The sequence below is a fragment of the Actinoallomurus bryophytorum genome, from assembly GCF_006716425.1.
Lineage (GTDB): Bacteria > Actinomycetota > Actinomycetes > Streptosporangiales > Streptosporangiaceae > Actinoallomurus > Actinoallomurus bryophytorum.
The window spans coordinates 5,866,812-5,884,224 of the sequence record NZ_VFOZ01000001.1 but is presented as its reverse complement, the minus strand read 5'-3'; the positions used below and the strand labels follow the sequence as shown (position 1 = coordinate 5,884,224).

Genomic DNA, 17,413 nt, shown 5'->3' with positions numbered 1-17,413 from the left:
GGCCCGCACCACCTAATGTCCTAAGTTATTTAGGTGATTGTACGCGCAGCGGGCCCCGGCCGCACAGAGGCGCCCGTCAGCGGACGAGGTGCGCGTACACGATGATGTTGCCCAGGTAGTGCTTCGTCCTCGTGTCGAACCTGCCGCCGCAGGTGACGAGGCGCAGGGCGGCGTACGAGGTCCTCCCGTACACGCTCTGGGCCGGAAAGCCGTCCTTGGGCACCGGCACAACGCTGTCGACCGCGAACGTCGCCACGCTGCCGCCCGTACGCGTCACCCGGATGCGGTCGCCGTGGCGCAGGCTGCCCAGCCGGAAGAACACGGCCTCGTGCCGATGGGCGTCGACATGGCCGAGAACGACGGCGGCGCCCGTCTGCCCCGGCGTCGGGCCGTACTTGTACCAGCCGGCCAGGTTCGGACGGTTCAGCGCCGGGACCTCGACGGTGCCATCGGCGTTCCGGCCGAGCGCCTCGACCGGAGCGTCCACGTGGATCCGCGGAATGGCGATGCGGAGTGGCAGGGCGTGGCTCATCGGGCGGGCCTTCACCACCGGCTCGGGGGCGGTCACCGACGCCGGCCGAGGCGGCTGCGGCGGGCCGCCGCCGTGCAGGCCGATCGCGATCATCGTCGAGCCGGCACCGATCGTCAGGACCAACCCGGCGACGGCGAACGCGGTCGGGCGGCGCCGCCCGGCAGGGCCCGATCCCGTGGAGGGGTGGGGATCGGGCAGGCCGGCGTACGGGGCCGCAGCGTCCGCCGCCACCGGATCCCCGCCGTCTCGCCGGCGCCGCCGCCCGAGTCGCGTGCTCAGCTTGCGTTCACCAACCTGCCGTACGCGATGACGTTGTCGACATGGTGCCCCGAGGAGGAGTCGAACCGCCCGCCGCAGGTGATCAGCCGGATGCCCGGATAGGACAGCTTCCCGTACACCTTGTCGGTCGGGAACCGGCTCTTGGCGATCTGTTCCAGCCTGGTGATCTCAAAGGTCGCGACGCTGCCATTGTCCCGCGTCACCCGAACGGTGTCGCCGGGCCTCAGCGTGCCGAGCTTGTCGAAGACCGAGGCACGGCCATTGCCGATGTTGTGGCCGAGGATGACCGACGCGCCCTTCTCCCCGGGCGTCGGACCGCCTTTCCACCAACCGGTCATATTCAGCCGGTTCAGCGGCGGCACCTGGATCGTGCGGTCCGCGTTCAGGCCGAGCTTCATGATCGGGGAATCGATGTTCAGCTTGGGGATGCGAAGCCGGGACGGTACCGAGCGGGCCAGCGGCTTCACCGCCGTGCTCGACGGCGACGCGGCGGGTCGCGTGCCGGCCGCGCGGGCCTTTCCCCCGCCGCCGCAACCGGCGGCCGTGACCGCGACCAGCGCGACGGCCGTCACGCCGAGAGCGTGACGGCCGGCACGGTACCGCTGGGGTGCCACTCAGGCTCCAGCCGACGAACGCCGGCGGCTGTAGAGGTAGGTGCCGCCCGCGAGACCGGCGAGAACGACGCCGGCGCCGCCCGCGACCAGCGCGACGTCGGCTCCACCGCTGGAGCCGTCACCGGTCTGCGGAGCCCCGCTCGGCACGCCTGTCGGCTCACCGGAGGGCGGGGGCGGCGTGGTGTGCTTGCGTGGACGCGTGCTGAACGTCTCGCTCCAGCGGCCGCAGTGGACGGTGACCCTGTACACACGGCCCTCGACCAGGTCCGTACGGGTGACTCCCTGTGCCGCGTAGTCGCGCCATCCGGTGTGGTGGAAGGGGCCGACGCTCGCGAACAGGTGGTTCAGGTCGGAGATGTTCGGACGGACCGCGCAGTGCTGGACCGTGAACGTCAGCGTGTCCCCGGGCGAGAAGACCGTCGGGCTCACGCTCGCGCTGGGCCCGTGGCCCGGAGGCTTCGGATGCGTCGGTGGCGGTGTGGTCGGTGGCGTGCTCGGCGGTTCGCTGGTCGGCGGCGCCGACGGCACCGGCTCGCTGCCCCCCGTGGGCGGTGCCGGGTCCGCGGCGAACGCCGGGCCGGCCGCGCTCAGCGCGATGATCGCGGCCGCGCCGCCCGCCGCCCCAAGACGTGCGATGTTCATTCTTCCCCCTGCCGTGAATGCGTGGCCCCATCGAATTGGCCGGAGCGTCGCCACGACGTTTTCAATGAACACGTTATCCGCAGGAATGGCGAAAACACCGATCAAGGTGGCGATATGGCAAGCTATGGCCATTGAGGAATTGCATGCCAACCGATCGGACGTATTGCGCGTCCTATATAGGTGAGCGTCCCCGAACGCGGCTCTATGAGTCGCGCATATACGCGCGCCGAAGTGCTTCCCAGCCGGCCAGTTTGACGCGCTCTCCGCGATCGAGACTGCGCGCGAGAGCGATCTCCCCGGCGTCGATTCCGAGCCAGTCCTCATACGTCACGGCACGTACGCCGCGTGACTCGAGCAGCGCCTCGATCGAGGGCCGTTCTTCGGCGCGCCCGCCCAGATCGGCGAGCAGCGCGCGTACGGTCTCGGCGGCGTCGCCCTTATTGGTGCCGATCACGCCGGTGGGCCCGCGCTTGATCCAGCCCGCGACGTACTCCCCCGGGAGCGGCCGGCCGTCCTCGCCCAGCACCCGGCCGCCCTCGTTCGGCACGACATACGCACGTGGATCGAACGGCACATCGGGCAACGGCACGCTCTGGTACCCCACCGACCGCAGCACCAGGCGCACCGGCAGCGTCTCGTACTCACCCGTGCCGACGACCCGGCCCTCGTCGTTCAGCGTGGTGTGCTCCAGCCGCAGGCCCTCGACCCGCTCGGTGCCCAGGATCTCCACCGGGCGCATCCAGAACCTCAGGTCGAGCCGGCGGGGCAGGTCACCGGCCGGACGTGCCGCCCACTCGCTCATGACCTTGACGTTCGCCCGGACATGCCGGTCCGACTCGGCCAGCGCCGCGCTCGCCGGGTCGAGCCGCATGTCGTCGGTGCGCACGTGCACCTCGGCCTGGGGCAGTGCGCCCAGCTCGCGCAGCTCCTTGGTGGTGAACTTGGCCTGCGCCGGGCCACGCCGCCCGATCATGTGGATCCGGCGTACGCCGCTGCCGCCGAGCAGGGCCAGGACCGCGTCCGGCACGTCCGTGGCGCGCAGCTCGTCCGCGGTCTTGGCGAGGATCCGCACGACGTCGACGGCCACGTTGCCCACGCCGATGACGGCGACGGCGTCCGCCGAGAGGTCCACCTCGAGGCCGCTCGCGTCGGGATGACCGCAGTACCAGTTGACGAAGTCGGTCGCGGCGACGCTGCCGACCAGGTCCTCACCGGGGATGCCGAGGTGCCGGTCGACCATCGCCCCCGTGGCGTAGATCACGGCGTCGTAGCAGTCGAGCAACCCCTCACGGGTCACGTCCTTGCCGAACTCCACGCCGCCGAGGAAGCGTACGGCCGGGTGCTCCAGCACCCGCTGCAGATAGCGGGCGATGGACTTGATCGACGTGTGGTCCGGGGCCACGCCGTATCGCACCAGACCGTACGGTGTCGGCAGCCGGTCGAAGATGTCGACCCGTACGGCACCCTCGGCCTGCTTCACCAACGCCTCGGCGGCGTAAATCCCCGCCGGACCGGAACCGATTACCGCCACGCGAAGAGCAGATGCATCCGCCACGCCAATATTGTGCCCACAACCGGCGCGGAATCCCCATCCCTCACCGCATCAGCTGGATTCGGCCCGGCCCTTTCCCACGCGGCTGTGCCCACGCCCGTACAGGAAGTAGACGACAAAGCCGATGATCATCCAGATGACGAACCGCAGCCACGTCTCGACCGGCAGGTTGAGCATCAGATAGCCGCACGCCAGGACGGCCAGGATAGGCACCACCGGCGAAGCCGGAACGCGGAACGAACGCGGCAGGTCCGGGTGGGTGCGGCGCAGGACCACGACACCGATCGAAACGACGATGAAGGCGAAGAGCGTGCCGATGTTCACGAGCTCGGCGAGGGCCGAGAGCGGCACGAGACCGGCGATGAGCGCCACGACGACGCCGATGATGATCGTGACCCGGTACGGGGTGCCGAACCGCGGGTGGACCTCGGCCAGCCAGGACGGCAGCAGCCCGTCACGGCTCATGGCGAAGAAGACCCGGCTCTGGCCGAGCATCAGGATGAGCACGACGGTCGTCAGCCCGGCCAGCGCGCCCACGCTGATGATCGTGGCGAACCCCGGATGACCGACCGACTTGAACGCCTCGGCCAGTGGTGCGTCGACGCTCAGGTGCCGGTAGTTCTGCATCCCGGTGACGACGAGCGAGACCGCGACGTACAGCAGGGTGCAGATCACCAGTGAGGCGATGATGCCGATCGGCAGGTCGCGCTTCGGCTTCTTGGTCTCCTCGGCCGCCGTGGCGACGACGTCGAAGCCGATGAAGGCGAAGAAGACGATCGCGGCGCCCGCGATGATGCCGGCCCAGCCGTACGTGGAGGGGGTGTAGCCGAACAGCACCTGGATCAGCGGGGCCTTGCCGCCGTGCAGGTCCGGCGAGGATTCCGCCTTCGGGACGAACGGGTGGTAGTTGCCACCCTTGATGAAGAACAGTCCCGCGACGATGACGAACAGCACCACCGCGATCTTGATGGTGACGATGACGGCGTTCACGCGGGAGGAGATCTTCACGCCGGTGACGAGAAGGGCGGTGACCGCCAGCACGATCAGCATCGCGGGGATGTTGAAGGTGGCGTCCTCCCCCACCACGGAGGTCGGGAGATGGATCCCCATGTCGTCGAGCAGGATCTTGGCGTAGCCGGACCAGCCGACCGCGACCGTCGCGGCGCCGAGCGCGAGTTCGAGCATCAGGTCCCAGCCGATGATCCAGGCCGGCAGCTCGCCGATCGTGGCGTAGGAGAACGTGTACGCCGAACCGGCCACCGGAACCGTCGAGGCGAACTCCGCGTAACACAGCGCGGCGAGCGCGCAGGCGATACCGGCGGCCACGAACGACAACGCCACCGCCGGCCCGCTGCTCTTCTTGGCGACCTCACCGGTGAGCACGAAGATGCCGGTGCCGACGATGACGCCGACACCGAAGACGGTCAGGTCGAGCGCGCTCAGCTCACGGCGCAGGCTGTTGCCGGGCTCGTCGGTCTCGCGGATCGACCGCTCGACCGACTTCGTACGGAAGACGCTCATCTAGGTCTCCCTTCTCCGGGGGGTTACGTGAAGATCACCCAGAGAAGCGGCGTCAAACGTTTAATTTTCCCGCGCCGGGGTCATTCGGTGGGTTCGAGTACCGAGTCGCGTGAGATGAGGGCGGTGATGTCACGGGCGAGGCCCTGCGGGGTGAGCCCGATGTCGGTGAGGATCTGCGCGCGCTTGGCATGGTCGAGGAAGCTCTGCGGGATGCCGAACGTACGGACCGGCACGTCCACGTCGCTGTCGCGCAGCAGTCTGGCCACCGCGTCGCCCACGCCGCCGACGCGGCAGTTGTCCTCGACGACGGCGACGAGCCGGTGCTCGCCGCCCAGCCCGATGAGCTTTTCGTCGAGCGGCTTGACCCAGCGCGGGTCGACGACGGTCACGCCGATCCCCTGCGCGGCGATGAGCGTGGCCGCCTCGACGGCGACTCCGGCCATCGCACCGGCCGCGACGAGCAGCACGTCGTTGTCCTCGGACTTGACCAGGACGTCGATGCCGCCGGTGCGCTCGACCGCCTTGATGTCGTCACCGACCGGCCCCTTGGGGAACCGCACGACGGTGGGTCCGTCGGTGACCTCCACGGCCTCGCGGAGCAGCTCGGTCAGCCGGGTGCCATCGCGCGGCGCGGCGACGCGCAGCCCTGGGATGACCTGCAGGATCGACATGTCCCACATGCCGTTGTGGCTCGGCCCGTCGTCGCCGGTGACGCCGGCGCGGTCGAGCACGACCGTGACCGGCAGCTTGTGCAGCGCGACGTCCATCAGCAACTGGTCGAAGGCGCGGTTGAGGAACGTGGCGTACACCGCCACGACCGGGTGCATGCCGCCGAAGGCCAGGCCCGCGGCGGAGGTCATCGCGTGCTGTTCGGCGATGCCGACGTCATAGGTCCGTTCCGGGTAGACCTCGGCGAAGGACGCGAGCCCGGTCGGATGCAGCATGGCCGCGGTGATGGCGACGATGTCGGGCCGCTCGGCGCCGAGCCGGACCAGCTCGTCGCTGAAGACCTTGGTCCAGCTGGGCCCGCCGGCCTTGGTGAGCTTGCGGCCGGTCGCCGGGTCGAACAGGCCCGGGGAGTGGAACGCCTCTTCCTCGTCGTTCTCGGCCGGCGCGTAGCCGTATCCCTTACGGGTGATGCAGTGCACGATGACCGGGCCGCCGAACGCCTTGGCCTTGAGGAGCGCGTGCTCCACGGCCGCCTCGTCGTGGCCGTCGATCGGGCCGACGTACTTGAGCCCGAGGTCCTCGAACATGCCCTGCGGCTGCAGGATGTCCTTGATGCCCTTCTTGATGCCGTGCAGGGCGTCGTAGGCCATCCCGCCCACGACCGGCGTCTTGGGCACGGTGCGCTTGATCAGGTCGAGGGCGTGCTCGTAGCCGCGCGTCATGCGCAGGTCGGCGAGGTGGCTGGCCAGCCCGCCGATCGTCGGGGAGTACGAGCGGCCGTTGTCGTTGACGACGATGACCACCTGGCGGTCCTTGCCCGCGGCGATGTTGTTGAGCGCCTCCCAGGCCATGCCGCCCGTCAGCGCGCCGTCACCGATGAACGGCACGACGAACCGGTCGCCCTCGCCGCGCAGCTGGTACGCCTTGGCGAGCCCGTCGGCGTACGACAGGCTGGTGGAGGCATGGGAGTTCTCGATCACGTCGTGCTCGGACTCGGCCTGGCTCGGATAGCCGGACAGACCGCCTCTTTGCCGCAGCATCCCGAAGTCGTGCCGACCGGTCAGCAGCTTGTGGACGTACGCCTGGTGACCGGTGTCGAAGAGGATCCGGTCCCGCGGTGAGTCGAAGACCCGGTGCATGGCGATGGTCAGCTCCACCGCCCCCAGGTTGGGCCCGAGATGACCTCCGTTCTTGGAGACCACCGAAACGAGGAAGTCGCGGATCTCCCCGGCGAGCTGAGAGAGCTGCCCCGGGTCGAGGCGCTTCAGGTCATCGGGCCGACTGATCGACTCAAGTAGGGTCACTCAGGTCATCTCCTCGTCTTTGCGCGGATCCCGATTTTAGTGGTGCTCCTGACCGATGAGATGCGGCCGGGTAGGTGGAAGGTTCGTGTGAAGGTTCATGTGACGCACCGTATCGATCAGGTATAAAGACTGTGATGGATGGACTGAGAGTGACCAATAACGAACTGATCGTGTTGCTCGACCCGACCGGCCGGGCGATCGGCACGGCCCCGAAGGCACCGAGCCATCACAGCGAGACCCCACTTCATCTGGCCTTCTCCTGCTATCTCACCGACCCTGCCGGACGGATCCTGATCACGCAGCGGGCGCACGGCAAGGCGTCCTTCCCCTCCGTGTGGACCAACAGCTGCTGCGGGCACCCCGCTCCGGGTGAGGGCCTGCGCGATGCCATCCGGCGTCGCGTGCGCACCGAGCTGGGTCTGGGCGTGGAGGAGCCGACGCTCGTGCTCCCGAGATTTCGCTATCGCGCTACGGCCGCGGACGGCGTGGTGGAGAACGAGCTCTGCCCGGTCGTGCGCGCGACCGCGACGGGCGAGACGCGGCTCGACCCGGAGGAGGTCGAGGCGGCCGAGTGGCGCGACTGGGACGAATGCGTCGCCCTGGTGGATCATCCGACGGCCTCGCCCTGGTTTCGCTCGCAGATGGAGCAGCTCGTGCCGCTGGGGGCCCCCGCGGAGTGGCCCGCCGCCGCCCCGGCCCTGCTTCCGCCCGCCATCACGTGGTGACCGGTCCGGCCGCTTTCCGCAGCACCCGGAACTCCCCGGCGAGCGTCTCGGCGGTGTAGTGGGCGTTCAGGCCTGAGGGGTTGGGCAGGATCCACGTGCGGGCCCCGCCCAGCATCGCCTCCTGCGGGCCGATCCGCGCCTTCGGCCGGCCGAAGGCCGTGCGGTAGGCGGTGACGCCGAGGACCGCGACCACCCGTGGGGCGTGCCGGCGGACGAACTCCTCCAGCAGGGCGCCGCCCTCCTCCAACTCCGCCCTGGTCAGCTCCGCCGCCGTCGCGGTGGCGCGTGCTGCGAGGTTGGTGATGCCGAGGCCGTAGGCGGGCAGCAGCCGCTGCTCGTCCGGCGTGAGCAGCCGGTCGGTGAAGCCGGAGCGGTGCAGGGCCGGCCAGAAGCGGTTGCCCGGCCGGGCGAAGTGCCATCCGGTCGCCGCGGAGTACAGCCCCGGGTTGATGCCGCAGAGCAGGACACCACCGCGAGGCGGCACGACGTCGGGGATCGTGCGATCCTGCGCCGCCGCGATCTCGGCGGTGGTCGGTCGTGACGTCATCACCGCACGGTATCCCGCCTGTCACCGGGGCCGGGGAGCGGGTCATGACCCATACATTACCTTGCGTCACCGTCACTTTACTCTGGGTGACGACGATCCGTCTCGGGGCCGCCTCCGCGGGTGGAGGCGGCCCTTCGCCGGTGCGGCCTACTTCTGGAGCAGGGAACGCAGGACGTACTGCATGATGCCGCCGTGCCGGTAGTAGTCGGCCTCGCCCGGTGTGTCGATACGGACGACGGCCGCGAACTCCTTGTCGCCGGCCCTCACGGTCACCTCGCGGGGCGTGTCGCCGTCGTTCATCGCCTCGACGCCGACGATGTCGAACGTCTCCTGGCCGGTCAGGCCCAGCGACTCCACCGACTCACCGTCGCGGAACTGCAGCGGCAGCACGCCCATGCCGATGAGGTTCGAGCGGTGGATGCGCTCGAACGACTGCGCCAGCACGGCGCGCACGCCGAGCAGGCTGGTGCCCTTGGCCGCCCAGTCACGCGAGGAGCCCGAGCCGTACTCCTTGCCGCCCAGCACGATCAGCGGGGTGTTCTCGGCGGCGTACGCCTGCGCGGCGTCGTAGATCGACATCTCCTCGCCGTCCTTGACCGTGACACCGCCCTCGGTGCCCGGCGCGAGCAGGTTGCGCAGCCGGATGTTGGCGAACGTGCCGCGGATCATCACCTCGTGGTTGCCGCGCCGCGATCCGTAGGAGTTGAAGTCGCGGCGCTCGATGCCGTGCTCGGTGAGGTAGCGGCCGGCCGGGCTGTCCGCCTTGATCGCGCCGGCGGGCGAGATGTGGTCGGTGGTGACCGAGTCGCCGAGCAGCGCGAGGACCCTGGCTCCGGTGATGTCCGTGACCGGCTCGGGGCGCTCGCCCATGCCCTCGAAGTAGGGCGCCTTGCGCACGTATGTGGAGTCGGGGTCCCACTCGAAGGTGTTGCCGCTCGGCACCGGCAGGGCCTGCCAGCGCTGCTCGCCGGCGAACACGTCGGCGTAGTCGCGGCTGAACATCTCCTGCGCGATGGCCGCCTCGACGACCTCCTCGACCTCCTGCGGCGAGGGCCAGATGTCCTTCAGGTACACCGGCTCGCCGTCGGACCCGGTGCCGAGCGGGCCGTTCGCGACGTCGACGTCCATCGAGCCGGCGAGGGCGTACGCGACGACCAGCGGCGGCGAGGCCAGGTAGTTCATCTTGATGTCGGGGTTGATGCGGCCCTCGAAGTTGCGGTTGCCGGACAGCACCGCGGCGACGGCCAGGTCTCCGTCGTTGACCGCCTGGCTGATCTCCTCCTGCAGCGGGCCCGAGTTGCCGATGCACGTCGTGCAGCCGTAGCCGACGAGGTTGAAGCCGAGCTTCTCCAGGTACGGCGTGAGGCCCGCACGGTCGTAGTAGTCCATGACGACCTTGGAGCCGGGAGCCAGCGAGGTCTTCACCCACGGCTTGCGGGACAGGCCGCGCTCGACCGCCTTCTTGGCGAGCAGCGCCGCGCCGATCATGACCGAGGGGTTCGAGGTGTTGGTGCAGGAGGTGATCGCGGCGATCACCACGGCGCCGTGGTCAAGCTCGAACTCCGCGCCGTCCAGGCTGACGGTGACCGGGTCGCTGGGCCGGCCGGCGGTGGCGTCGGCCGCGTGCTCGGCCGGCTTGTCGCCGTTGCCGTTGTGGCCGATGGCCGGGGAGTCCGACGCGGGGAACGACTCGTCGGTCGCCTCGTCCAGCGGGCCCCGGATGCTGTCGTCGTCCACGTAGTCGCGGACCGCGGTGCGCCACGCCTGCTTGCTGTCCGAGAGGGAGATGCGGTCCTGCGGGCGCTTGGGGCCGGCGATCGACGGGACGACGGTGCCCAGGTCCAGCTCGAGGTACTCGGAGTAGGCCGCCTCGTGGCTCGCGTCGTGCCAGAGACCCTGCTCCTTGGCGTACGCCTCGACCAGGGCGACCTGCTCGGCCGGGCGGCCGGTGAGCCGGAGGTACTTCACGGTCTCGTCGTCGATCGGGAAGATCGCGCAGGTGGAGCCGAACTCCGGGCTCATGTTGCCGATGGTGGCGCGGTTGGCCAGCGGCACCGCGCCGACGCCCTCGCCGTAGAACTCCACGAACTTGCCGACGACGCCGTGCTTGCGCAGCATCTCGGTGATGGTGAGCACGAGGTCGGTGGCGGTGGTGCCGGCCGGCAGCTCGCCGGTCAGCCGGAAGCCGACGACGCGCGGGATGAGCATCGAGATCGGCTGGCCGAGCATGGCGGCCTCGGCCTCGATGCCGCCGACGCCCCAGCCGAGCACGCCCAGGCCGTTCTGCATGGTGGTGTGAGAGTCGGTGCCGACGCACGTGTCCGGGTAAGCAACGCCTTCGTTGTCGAACACGACGCGGGCCAGGTGCTCGATGTTGACCTGGTGCACGATGCCGGTGCCGGGCGGCACGACCTTGAAGTTGTCGAAGCCCTGCTGGCCCCACTTGAGGAACTGGTAGCGCTCGTGGTTGCGGCCGTACTCGAACTCCACGTTGCGCTCGAAGGCGTCCGCACGGCCGAAGACGTCGACCTGCACGGAGTGGTCGATGACCATCTCGGCGGGGTTCAACGGGTTGATCTTCGCCGGGTCGCCGCCGAGGTCACGGACGGCCTCCCGCATCGTGGCGAGGTCCACGACACAGGGCACGCCGGTGAAGTCCTGCATGATCACGCGGGCGGGCGTGAACTGGATCTCCTTGCTCGGCTGGGCGTTCGCGTCCCATCCGGCCAGCGTGCGGATGTGGTCGGCGGTGATGTTGGCGCCGTCCTCGGTGCGCAGGAGGTTCTCCAGCAGCACCTTGAGGCTGTACGGGAGGCGCGCCGAACCCTCGACGGCATCCAGCCGGAAAATCTCATAGGACGCATCGCCGACACTGAGCGTCTGGCGGCTGCCGAAGGTGTCCAAGTCGTCTCCTCCTCATACGCGCTCGACGGAGCGCGGATCCCCTCAGCTACCTGGCGCGGGGAGTGCGGTTTTACGTCCGAATTCTGCCCCCAAGGGGCATGGCCGCGAGCACTGAGGCTCGCCTAACTTCCCGGACGATTTCTCTCGACGTCAAGGTACCACGAGTTATCTCGACGTCGAGCTACTTTGATTTCCCTTGACACCGAGCGTTTCCGATATATCGTTGGCGTATCGCGAACGACCTGTGAGCGATCTCAGTACGAACTTAGAAGGGAAGTTAGAACATGCATGCGACATTCGACGCACCAGGACGCCCACGAGGCGGCCGAAGAGGTGGTCACGGACGCCGCGGGGGCCCCTGGGGATTCCCCGGCGGAGGGCCGTTCGGCGGTGGAGGACCGTTCGGCGGTCCCCCGCCCTGGGCCGGCCGCAGGTCCAAGGCCCGGCGCGGAGACGTACGGGCCGCGGTCCTCGCACTCCTCGCCGAGGAGCCGCGCAACGGCTACCAGCTGATCCAGGAGATCGAAGAACGCAGCGACGGTGAGTGGCGGCCGAGTCCCGGCGCCGTGTACCCGGCGCTGCAGCAGCTCACCGACGAGGGTCTGATCGAGGCCGAGGAGCACGACGGCCGGCGCACCTTCCGGCTCTCCGAGGCCGGCCGCACCTTCGTGGACGAGCACCCGGACGAGATGAACGCCCCCTGGGAGGCGATGACCTCCGACGTGCGCGACGACGTACGCGATCTCTTCGGCACCGCGGCGAAGACCGGCGCGGCCGTCATGCAGATCGTCCAGACCGGGAGCGAGGAGCAGGTCGCCCAGGCGAAGCAGATCCTGTCCGAGACGCGGCGCAGCCTGTACCGGCTGCTCGCCGAGGACGAGTAGAACGCGGGAGTGGCGACGCGATGAACTGTGCTAACTGGTCGTTCGCCTCCTCACTCGCGGCGCCGGCCACTCCGCTCGCTGCGTCGGGCTCGCTCCCCGATCAGCTCCGTGTCGGTGACGCGGAACGCGACGAGGTGACCACGGCCCTGCACGAGCACTTCGTGCAGGGCCGGCTCACCCGCGACGAGCTGGACGAACGCCTGACGGCGACGCTGTCGGCGAGGACCGTCGGCGACCTGCGGGCCGTGACGCGCGACCTGCCCGGCGGCACGCCGGCCCGGACGCCGGAGCGGCACCCCGCCGCCGGCTCGTGGGGCCGAGGTCCGTGGGGCCGAGATCCGTGGGAGATGGGGGCCGCGTACCGGGGTCGCGGTCCGCTGACGTCCCCCTGGCCGCGCGGCGGATGGGGCCGGCCCCGCCCGTTCGGGCCTCTGCTCCTGGTGGCCCTGGTCGTGGCCGCGTTCACCGGCGGGTGGGTCATCCTCCCGGTGCTCGCCTGCGTGTGGTTCGCGGTCGCGTTCACCGGCCTGCGCCACGCACGCCGCCGCCACGCCTCATTCTCCGTACGCCGGTAGCCGCGGACGCGGGCGCCCTCAGCCTCCGAGGGTGCCCGTGATCGCGGTGAGCCGGCGCACGGCCCTCTTGAGATGCGGGCCCAGGGTCTCCGGCCGCGCGCCGAGGATCTGCCGAGGGGTCGCCCAGCCGATGCCCGCGAACTCACGGGTGTCCCAGCCGGTGATCTCCTCGGCGCCGGCCCGGACGGCGTACCAGAGCGAGACGTCGGTGTGCGGCCCGTGGCCACGCGTCCGCGCCACCGAGGTGAAGAACGGCGTCGTTCCCGTCGCCTCCAGCGGGGCCGCCTCGATGCCGAGCTCCTCAGGACACTCACGGCGGACCGTCGCCCACGGGTCGGCGTCGGACGCTTCCACATGACCGCCCGTCGGCAGCCGCAGCCCCGCGCCGCGATGGTCGACGAGCAGGAGTCTCCCCCGGAGCGGGTCCACGACGACGAAGTAGCTCACGAGGTGGATCTTTGGCACGTCCGGCTTGCGGACGCGGTGGAGCGGGGCGCCACCGGCGATCCAGGCCCGTACGTAGTCCCGGTGCGCGGCCTCCTCGGCGTCGAGAGGAGGGACCCGCTCGACAAGACCGGCAAGCCGGGCCCGATCATCGCCCGGCACCCGCCGGGCGTCCCCGAGGCCGCTCACGGTGAGGGATGGAGATGGGTGCGCTGCCCGTCGTGGTCGAGGATGCACAGGATCTCGGCCGGGCCGTCCTTGGCGCCGAAGGCATGCGGGATCATCGTGGAGAACTCCGCCGCCTGGCCGGCCTCGACCAGGATCGTCCGCTCCCCCAGCAGCAGCACGATGGTGCCCGACAGGACCGTGAACCAGTCCTTGCCCGGATGGACCTTCAGCTCGTCGGCGCCGCGCCGGGGCTCCGCCCTGGTGACGCGCATCTTGGCCACGGACATGCCGTTCGGTCCGGGCTCACGGCTCAACATCCACGTGGTGACCCCCCGCACCACGTCGCGCCGTGGCCTGATCACCACGTCACCGTCATCGGCGGACTCCACCAGCTGGTCGAGGGTGGTCCCCAGGGCCCGTGCGATCGGGGCGAGCTGGTCGAGGGCGATCCGCCGGTGGCCGGTCTCGATCCGGCTCAGGGTGGAAGGGCTCAGGTAGCAGCGGGCGGCAAGGTCGTCGAGCGACCAGTCCCGTGCCAGGCGCAACCCTCTGATCCGGCTGCGGACCAGAGCGTCGAGGTCACCGTCTTGCGTCATACGCAAGATGCTATGCCATCGGCGCAAGGCGAGGCTAGGGTCGTGGCATGGAACACCACCACCACTCCCCCGCCGAGACCGACTCCGCCGCGATGGCCGAGCTCCTGGACCTCGACGCCGAGGTCATGCACTCCTACCTGTCCGAGGTGACCGCCTGGGTCGAGGCCCTCGGCCCTCCCTGCCGCCGGATCCTCGACGTGGGCAGCGGAACCGGCGCCGGCACACTCGCCCTCGCCCAGCGCTTCACGGGCGCCGAGGTGATCGCCGTGGACCTGTCCGAGAACCTGCTGGGCCGCCTCAGGGACAAGGCCCGCGATCGCGGCGTGGCCGACCGGATCCGCACCGTACAGGCGAACCTGGACGCGGCATGGCCCGCCGTCGACACCGTCGACCTGGTCTGGGCGTCCAACTCTCTCCACCACATGGCCGACCCCGGCCGCGTCCTGTCCGAGGTCTTCGCCACGCTTCGTCCCGGCGGGCTCCTGGCCCTGGCCGAGATGGACTCCTTCCCGCGCTTCCTGCCCGACGACCTCGGCATCGGCCGCCCCGGACTGGAAGCGCGCTGCAACGCGGCCGTGGCCGGAGCGCGGGCCGAGGCACTACCGCATATCGGTTCGGACTGGGCCTCACGCCTGCGCCAGGCGGGCTTCACGGTCGAGGCCGAGCGGACCTTCGCCATCGACCTGACGCCGCCGCTTCCCCCCTCCGCCGGCCGCTACGCCCAGGCGTCCCTGCGCCGCGTCCGGTCCCGCATGGACGGCCGGATCGACGTCGGCGACCTGGCCACGCTCGACGCGCTCATCGACGATGACGGGCCCGATTCCGTCCTGCGCCGCGAGGACCTCACCGTTCGCGACACAAGGACCGTGTGGGCGGCGCGGCGCCGGTAGGACGGTTTCCCGTACGAGCGGGCTCAGGCCGCGCGGTGGGTCAGGGTGCCGATCGGGTCTTCGAGGAGGGGCTCGAAGGCGAGTTCGGCGGCGCCCACGATCTGGGCGTCGGGGCCCAGCGCGGAGGCGGCCAGGCGCACCTGCTCTCGCGGTGCGACCAGGGACGACCGGGCGGTCGCCTCCTCGACGATGTCCGCGGTCGCCTTGTACAGCTCGCCCAGCGGGCCGCCGAGGATCACGATGTCCGGGTTGAAGGTGTTGACCAGGATGCCGACGCCGACGCCGAGCCAGCGCGCGACGCGAGCGGCGGCGTTCTTGGCCTCCTCGTCGCCCGCGGCGGCCTCGGCCAGAACGGCGCGGTAGGCGTCCATTCCACTGCCCGGGCGACGGCCGGCCTCCCGCAGCAGGGCGTCCGCTCCGATCTCGGTCTCCAGGCAGCCGGAGGATCCGCAGCGGCAGGGCCGTCCGTCCGGGTTCACGCGCAGGTGGCCGATCTCGCCCGCGTACCCTCCGCGGCCGCGCAACGGGCGGCCGCCGACCAGGATGCCGCCGCCGATGCCGATCTCACCGGAGACCACCACCACGTGCTCGTAGCCGACGGCGACCCCCCGCCAGTGTTCGGCGAGCGCGCCGAGGTCGGCGTCGTTGGCGATCACGGCGGGCAGGTCCAGCCGCTCTCCCAGCCGGGCGCCGAGTGGCAGGTCGGTCCAGCCCAGGTTCGGCGCGAACCGGAGCAGGCCGTCCTCCTGTCTGACTACGCCCGGTACGGAGAGGCCGACGCCGACGCAGCGTGCGCGGGCCGGCGCGCCGCGGCGCAGCCCTCGGCACGCCTCCGCGATCGCGTCGACGGTGATGTCGAGGTCGCTCCAGTCGCGTTCGGAGTCCACGTCGACGCGGTCGAGGACGTCGCCGCCGAGCCCGACCCTCGCCACCGCGAGGTGGCGTACGCCCAGGTCGACGGCGAGTACGTACACGCCCTCAGGAGAGGGCACCACCTCCAGCGACGGGCGGCCGGCCCGTCCCTGGGCGCTCGCAGAGCGCTGCAGGACGAGCCCGGCCTCCGTCAGTTCGGCGACCAGGTCGCCGATGGTACTCCGGTTCAGCCCCATCTCCGCGGTGAGCAGAGCACGCGACCGGTAGCCGTGCCGGTGCACCTCGGTGAGGATCGTCCCGAGGTTGTGCCGGCGTACGTCGTCCTGAGTCGACCCGCGAATGCGCCGACGCGTCACGAGAACGCCTCCCGGCGTCAGCTGCCGGTCGCAGAACGGCGACGGCGCGCCAGCGCGTCGATGCTCGCGGCGAGCAGAAGGAAGCCACCGGTGATCAGGTAGTTGAGGTACGCCTTGGCGCCGAGCAGGCCCAGGCCGTTGTCGATGATCGCGATGACGAGACCACCGAGGATCGCGTCCCGTGCCTTGCCCTTGCCGCCGAAGAGGCTGGTGCCGCCGATGACGGCGGCGCCGACCGCGTACAGCAGCGTGTTGCCCGCGCCCGCGTCCGGTGTCACCGAGTTGAGGCGGGAGGCGGCGACGATGCCACTCACCGCCGCCAGCACGGAGCAGATCATGAACACGGACATGCGGAGCCGGGTCACGTTGATACCGGCCCGGCGAGCGGCCTCGGCGTTGCCACCGACGGCGTACAGGTGCCGTCCGTAGCTCGTGCGGCCCAGCACGAACGTGCAGATGATCAGCAGTACCGCGACGAGCGGCACTCCCCACGGCACACCGCCGAAGAACGGCGCGAGTGGCGTACGTGCCCGGTTGAGGTTCAGCACGTACGCGCCGCCGAGGAGCGCGACGGCGACGAGCGCGACCTGGACGAGGATCAGGGCGAGGGGGCGGCGCGACAGGCCCTTGGAGTTCTGCCGCTGCCAGCGGAGCAGCTGGATGCCCGCGTAGAGGAGAGCGCAGACGATCGCGAGGGTCCAGCCCAGCCAGACCGGCATGTACTTGTTGGCCAGCGCGTAGATGACGTTGTTGTGGATCGGGACGGTGCCGCCCTCGCCGATCAGTTTCAGCGCGATGCCCTGCAGGCCGAGGAACAACGCGAGTGTCACGACGAACGATGGGATCCGCACGATGGCGACGAGTGCACCGATCAGCAGGCCGATGAGGAGACCGGTGACGGCGGCCGCGAGCACGGCGACCAGCCAGTTCGTGCCGCTGTCGACCATGAGTTTGCCCATGACCGCGGCACAGGCACCGCTCGCGACGCCGGCGGACAGGTCGATCTCGCCGAGCAGCAGCACGAACACCAGGCCCATGGCGAGGATGGTGACCGGCAGCGCCTGCACGAGCAGGTTGGCGATGTTGAACTTGGAGAGGAAGGTCTCCGGGCGCAGCCCGTAGAACAGGATGATCAGGACGACGAGCCCGAAGATCGCGGGCAGTGCGCCGAGGTCACCGGAGCGCAGCTTGACCACGTAGCCGTCGATCGCCGTCGACACCGTCTGCACACGGGTGTCGGTGGTGAAGTCGGACTGCGCGACGGACCCGCTCTTTGCGGGCGAGTCGGTGACCGTCTCGTCGGCGGTGTCGGCCGGCCGGGGGGTTTCGGTGGACATT

At 70.2% G+C, this 17,413-nt stretch carries 16 protein-coding genes; 4 read left to right on the top strand and 12 right to left on the bottom strand.

Annotated elements, in window-relative coordinates; all coding sequences use genetic code 11:
* Positions 1 to 76: 76 nt before the first annotated feature.
* From FB559_RS27540 to dxs, 6 genes are all read right to left on the bottom strand, one after another.
* Complete coding sequence (locus FB559_RS27540) at positions 77 to 763, bottom strand: class F sortase (RefSeq protein ID WP_246122113.1); 687 nt, start codon at positions 761 to 763, stop codon at positions 77 to 79.
* Positions 764 to 807: 44 nt separating this feature from the next.
* Complete coding sequence (locus tag FB559_RS27535; RefSeq protein ID WP_141959042.1) at positions 808 to 1,425, bottom strand: class F sortase; 618 nt, start codon at positions 1,423 to 1,425, stop codon at positions 808 to 810.
* Positions 1,426 to 2,067 (bottom strand): hypothetical protein, encoded by a 642-nt coding sequence (locus FB559_RS27530; protein ID WP_141959040.1) that lies wholly within the window; start codon positions 2,065 to 2,067, stop codon positions 1,426 to 1,428.
* Positions 2,068 to 2,269: 202 nt separating this feature from the next.
* Positions 2,270 to 3,598, bottom strand: a complete 1,329-nt coding sequence (locus FB559_RS27525; RefSeq protein WP_141959038.1) for an FAD-dependent oxidoreductase — start codon at positions 3,596 to 3,598, stop codon at positions 2,270 to 2,272.
* 72 nt (positions 3,599 to 3,670) lie between these two features.
* Positions 3,671 to 5,140, bottom strand: a complete 1,470-nt coding sequence (locus FB559_RS27520) for an amino acid permease (RefSeq protein WP_141959036.1) — start codon at positions 5,138 to 5,140, stop codon at positions 3,671 to 3,673.
* Between the two features lie 80 nt (positions 5,141 to 5,220).
* Positions 5,221 to 7,113 (bottom strand): 1-deoxy-D-xylulose-5-phosphate synthase, encoded by a 1,893-nt coding sequence (gene dxs / locus FB559_RS27515; protein ID WP_141959034.1) that lies wholly within the window; start codon positions 7,111 to 7,113, stop codon positions 5,221 to 5,223.
* Positions 7,114 to 7,247: 134 nt separating this feature from the next.
* Between dxs and idi the strand changes: the two genes are divergently transcribed.
* Positions 7,248 to 7,838 (top strand): isopentenyl-diphosphate Delta-isomerase, encoded by a 591-nt coding sequence (idi, locus tag FB559_RS27510; RefSeq protein WP_141959032.1) that lies wholly within the window; start codon positions 7,248 to 7,250, stop codon positions 7,836 to 7,838.
* On the opposite strand, the gene mug is transcribed toward idi, so the two are convergent.
* Both mug and FB559_RS27500 read right to left on the bottom strand, forming a co-directional pair.
* Entirely contained in the window at positions 7,828 to 8,385 is a 558-nt protein-coding gene (gene mug / locus FB559_RS27505; protein ID WP_141959030.1) for a G/U mismatch-specific DNA glycosylase, read from the bottom strand. The genes idi and mug overlap by 11 nt on opposite strands.
* A gap of 147 nt (positions 8,386 to 8,532) precedes the next feature.
* A complete protein-coding gene (locus FB559_RS27500) occupies positions 8,533 to 11,289 on the bottom strand; it encodes an aconitate hydratase (protein WP_141959027.1) in 2,757 nt (918 codons plus the stop codon).
* Between the two features lie 284 nt (positions 11,290 to 11,573).
* On the opposite strand from FB559_RS27500, the gene FB559_RS27495 reads away from it, so the two are divergent.
* Together FB559_RS27495 and FB559_RS27490 are read left to right on the top strand one after the other, a co-directional pair.
* Positions 11,574 to 12,173 (top strand): PadR family transcriptional regulator, encoded by a 600-nt coding sequence (locus FB559_RS27495; RefSeq protein WP_141959025.1) that lies wholly within the window; start codon positions 11,574 to 11,576, stop codon positions 12,171 to 12,173.
* A 20-nt stretch (positions 12,174 to 12,193) separates the two neighbouring features.
* Positions 12,194 to 12,748 (top strand): DUF1707 SHOCT-like domain-containing protein, encoded by a 555-nt coding sequence (locus FB559_RS27490; RefSeq protein ID WP_141959023.1) that lies wholly within the window; start codon positions 12,194 to 12,196, stop codon positions 12,746 to 12,748.
* Positions 12,749 to 12,766: 18 nt separating this feature from the next.
* Here the strand turns inward: FB559_RS27490 and FB559_RS27485 are convergent, their stop codons facing one another.
* Positions 12,767 to 13,381: an NUDIX domain-containing protein gene (locus FB559_RS27485; protein WP_141959021.1), complete on the bottom strand. Its 615-nt coding sequence runs from the start codon at positions 13,379 to 13,381 to the stop codon at positions 12,767 to 12,769.
* Positions 13,378 to 13,956, bottom strand: coding sequence for a helix-turn-helix domain-containing protein (locus tag FB559_RS27480; RefSeq protein ID WP_141959019.1), 579 nt, complete (start codon positions 13,954 to 13,956; stop codon positions 13,378 to 13,380). Before FB559_RS27480 ends, FB559_RS27485 begins: the two co-directional genes overlap by 4 nt.
* A 47-nt stretch (positions 13,957 to 14,003) precedes the next feature.
* Here FB559_RS27480 and FB559_RS27475 point away from each other — a divergent pair, with 47 nt between their 5' ends.
* On the top strand, positions 14,004 to 14,846 hold the full coding sequence (locus tag FB559_RS27475; protein ID WP_141959017.1) for a class I SAM-dependent methyltransferase: 843 nt from the start codon (positions 14,004 to 14,006) through the stop codon (positions 14,844 to 14,846).
* A gap of 23 nt (positions 14,847 to 14,869) precedes the next feature.
* On the opposite strand, the gene FB559_RS27470 is transcribed toward FB559_RS27475, so the two are convergent.
* Positions 14,870 to 16,075, bottom strand: coding sequence for an ROK family transcriptional regulator (locus FB559_RS27470; protein WP_246122111.1), 1,206 nt, complete (start codon positions 16,073 to 16,075; stop codon positions 14,870 to 14,872).
* A gap of 17 nt (positions 16,076 to 16,092) precedes the next feature.
* Positions 16,093 to 17,412: a sugar ABC transporter permease gene (locus FB559_RS27465; RefSeq protein ID WP_141959015.1), complete on the bottom strand. Its 1,320-nt coding sequence runs from the start codon at positions 17,410 to 17,412 to the stop codon at positions 16,093 to 16,095.
* Position 17,413 lies beyond the last annotated feature (1 nt).

Coding starts and splice junctions, on each gene's coding strand:
- FB559_RS27530 (WP_141959040.1), bottom strand. CDS start 2,067: ATGAACATCGCACGTCTTGGGGCGGCGGGCGGCGCGGCCGCGATCATC.
- FB559_RS27520 (WP_141959036.1), bottom strand. CDS start 5,140: ATGAGCGTCTTCCGTACGAAGTCGGTCGAGCGGTCGATCCGCGAGACC.
- idi (WP_141959032.1), top strand. CDS start 7,248: ATGGATGGACTGAGAGTGACCAATAACGAACTGATCGTGTTGCTCGAC.
- mug (WP_141959030.1), bottom strand. CDS start 8,385: ATGACGTCACGACCGACCACCGCCGAGATCGCGGCGGCGCAGGATCGC.
- FB559_RS27495 (WP_141959025.1), top strand. CDS start 11,574: ATGCATGCGACATTCGACGCACCAGGACGCCCACGAGGCGGCCGAAGA.
- FB559_RS27490 (WP_141959023.1), top strand. CDS start 12,194: ATGAACTGTGCTAACTGGTCGTTCGCCTCCTCACTCGCGGCGCCGGCC.
- FB559_RS27480 (WP_141959019.1), bottom strand. CDS start 13,956: ATGACGCAAGACGGTGACCTCGACGCTCTGGTCCGCAGCCGGATCAGA.
- FB559_RS27475 (WP_141959017.1), top strand. CDS start 14,004: ATGGAACACCACCACCACTCCCCCGCCGAGACCGACTCCGCCGCGATG.
- FB559_RS27465 (WP_141959015.1), bottom strand. CDS start 17,412: ATGTCCACCGAAACCCCCCGGCCGGCCGACACCGCCGACGAGACGGTC.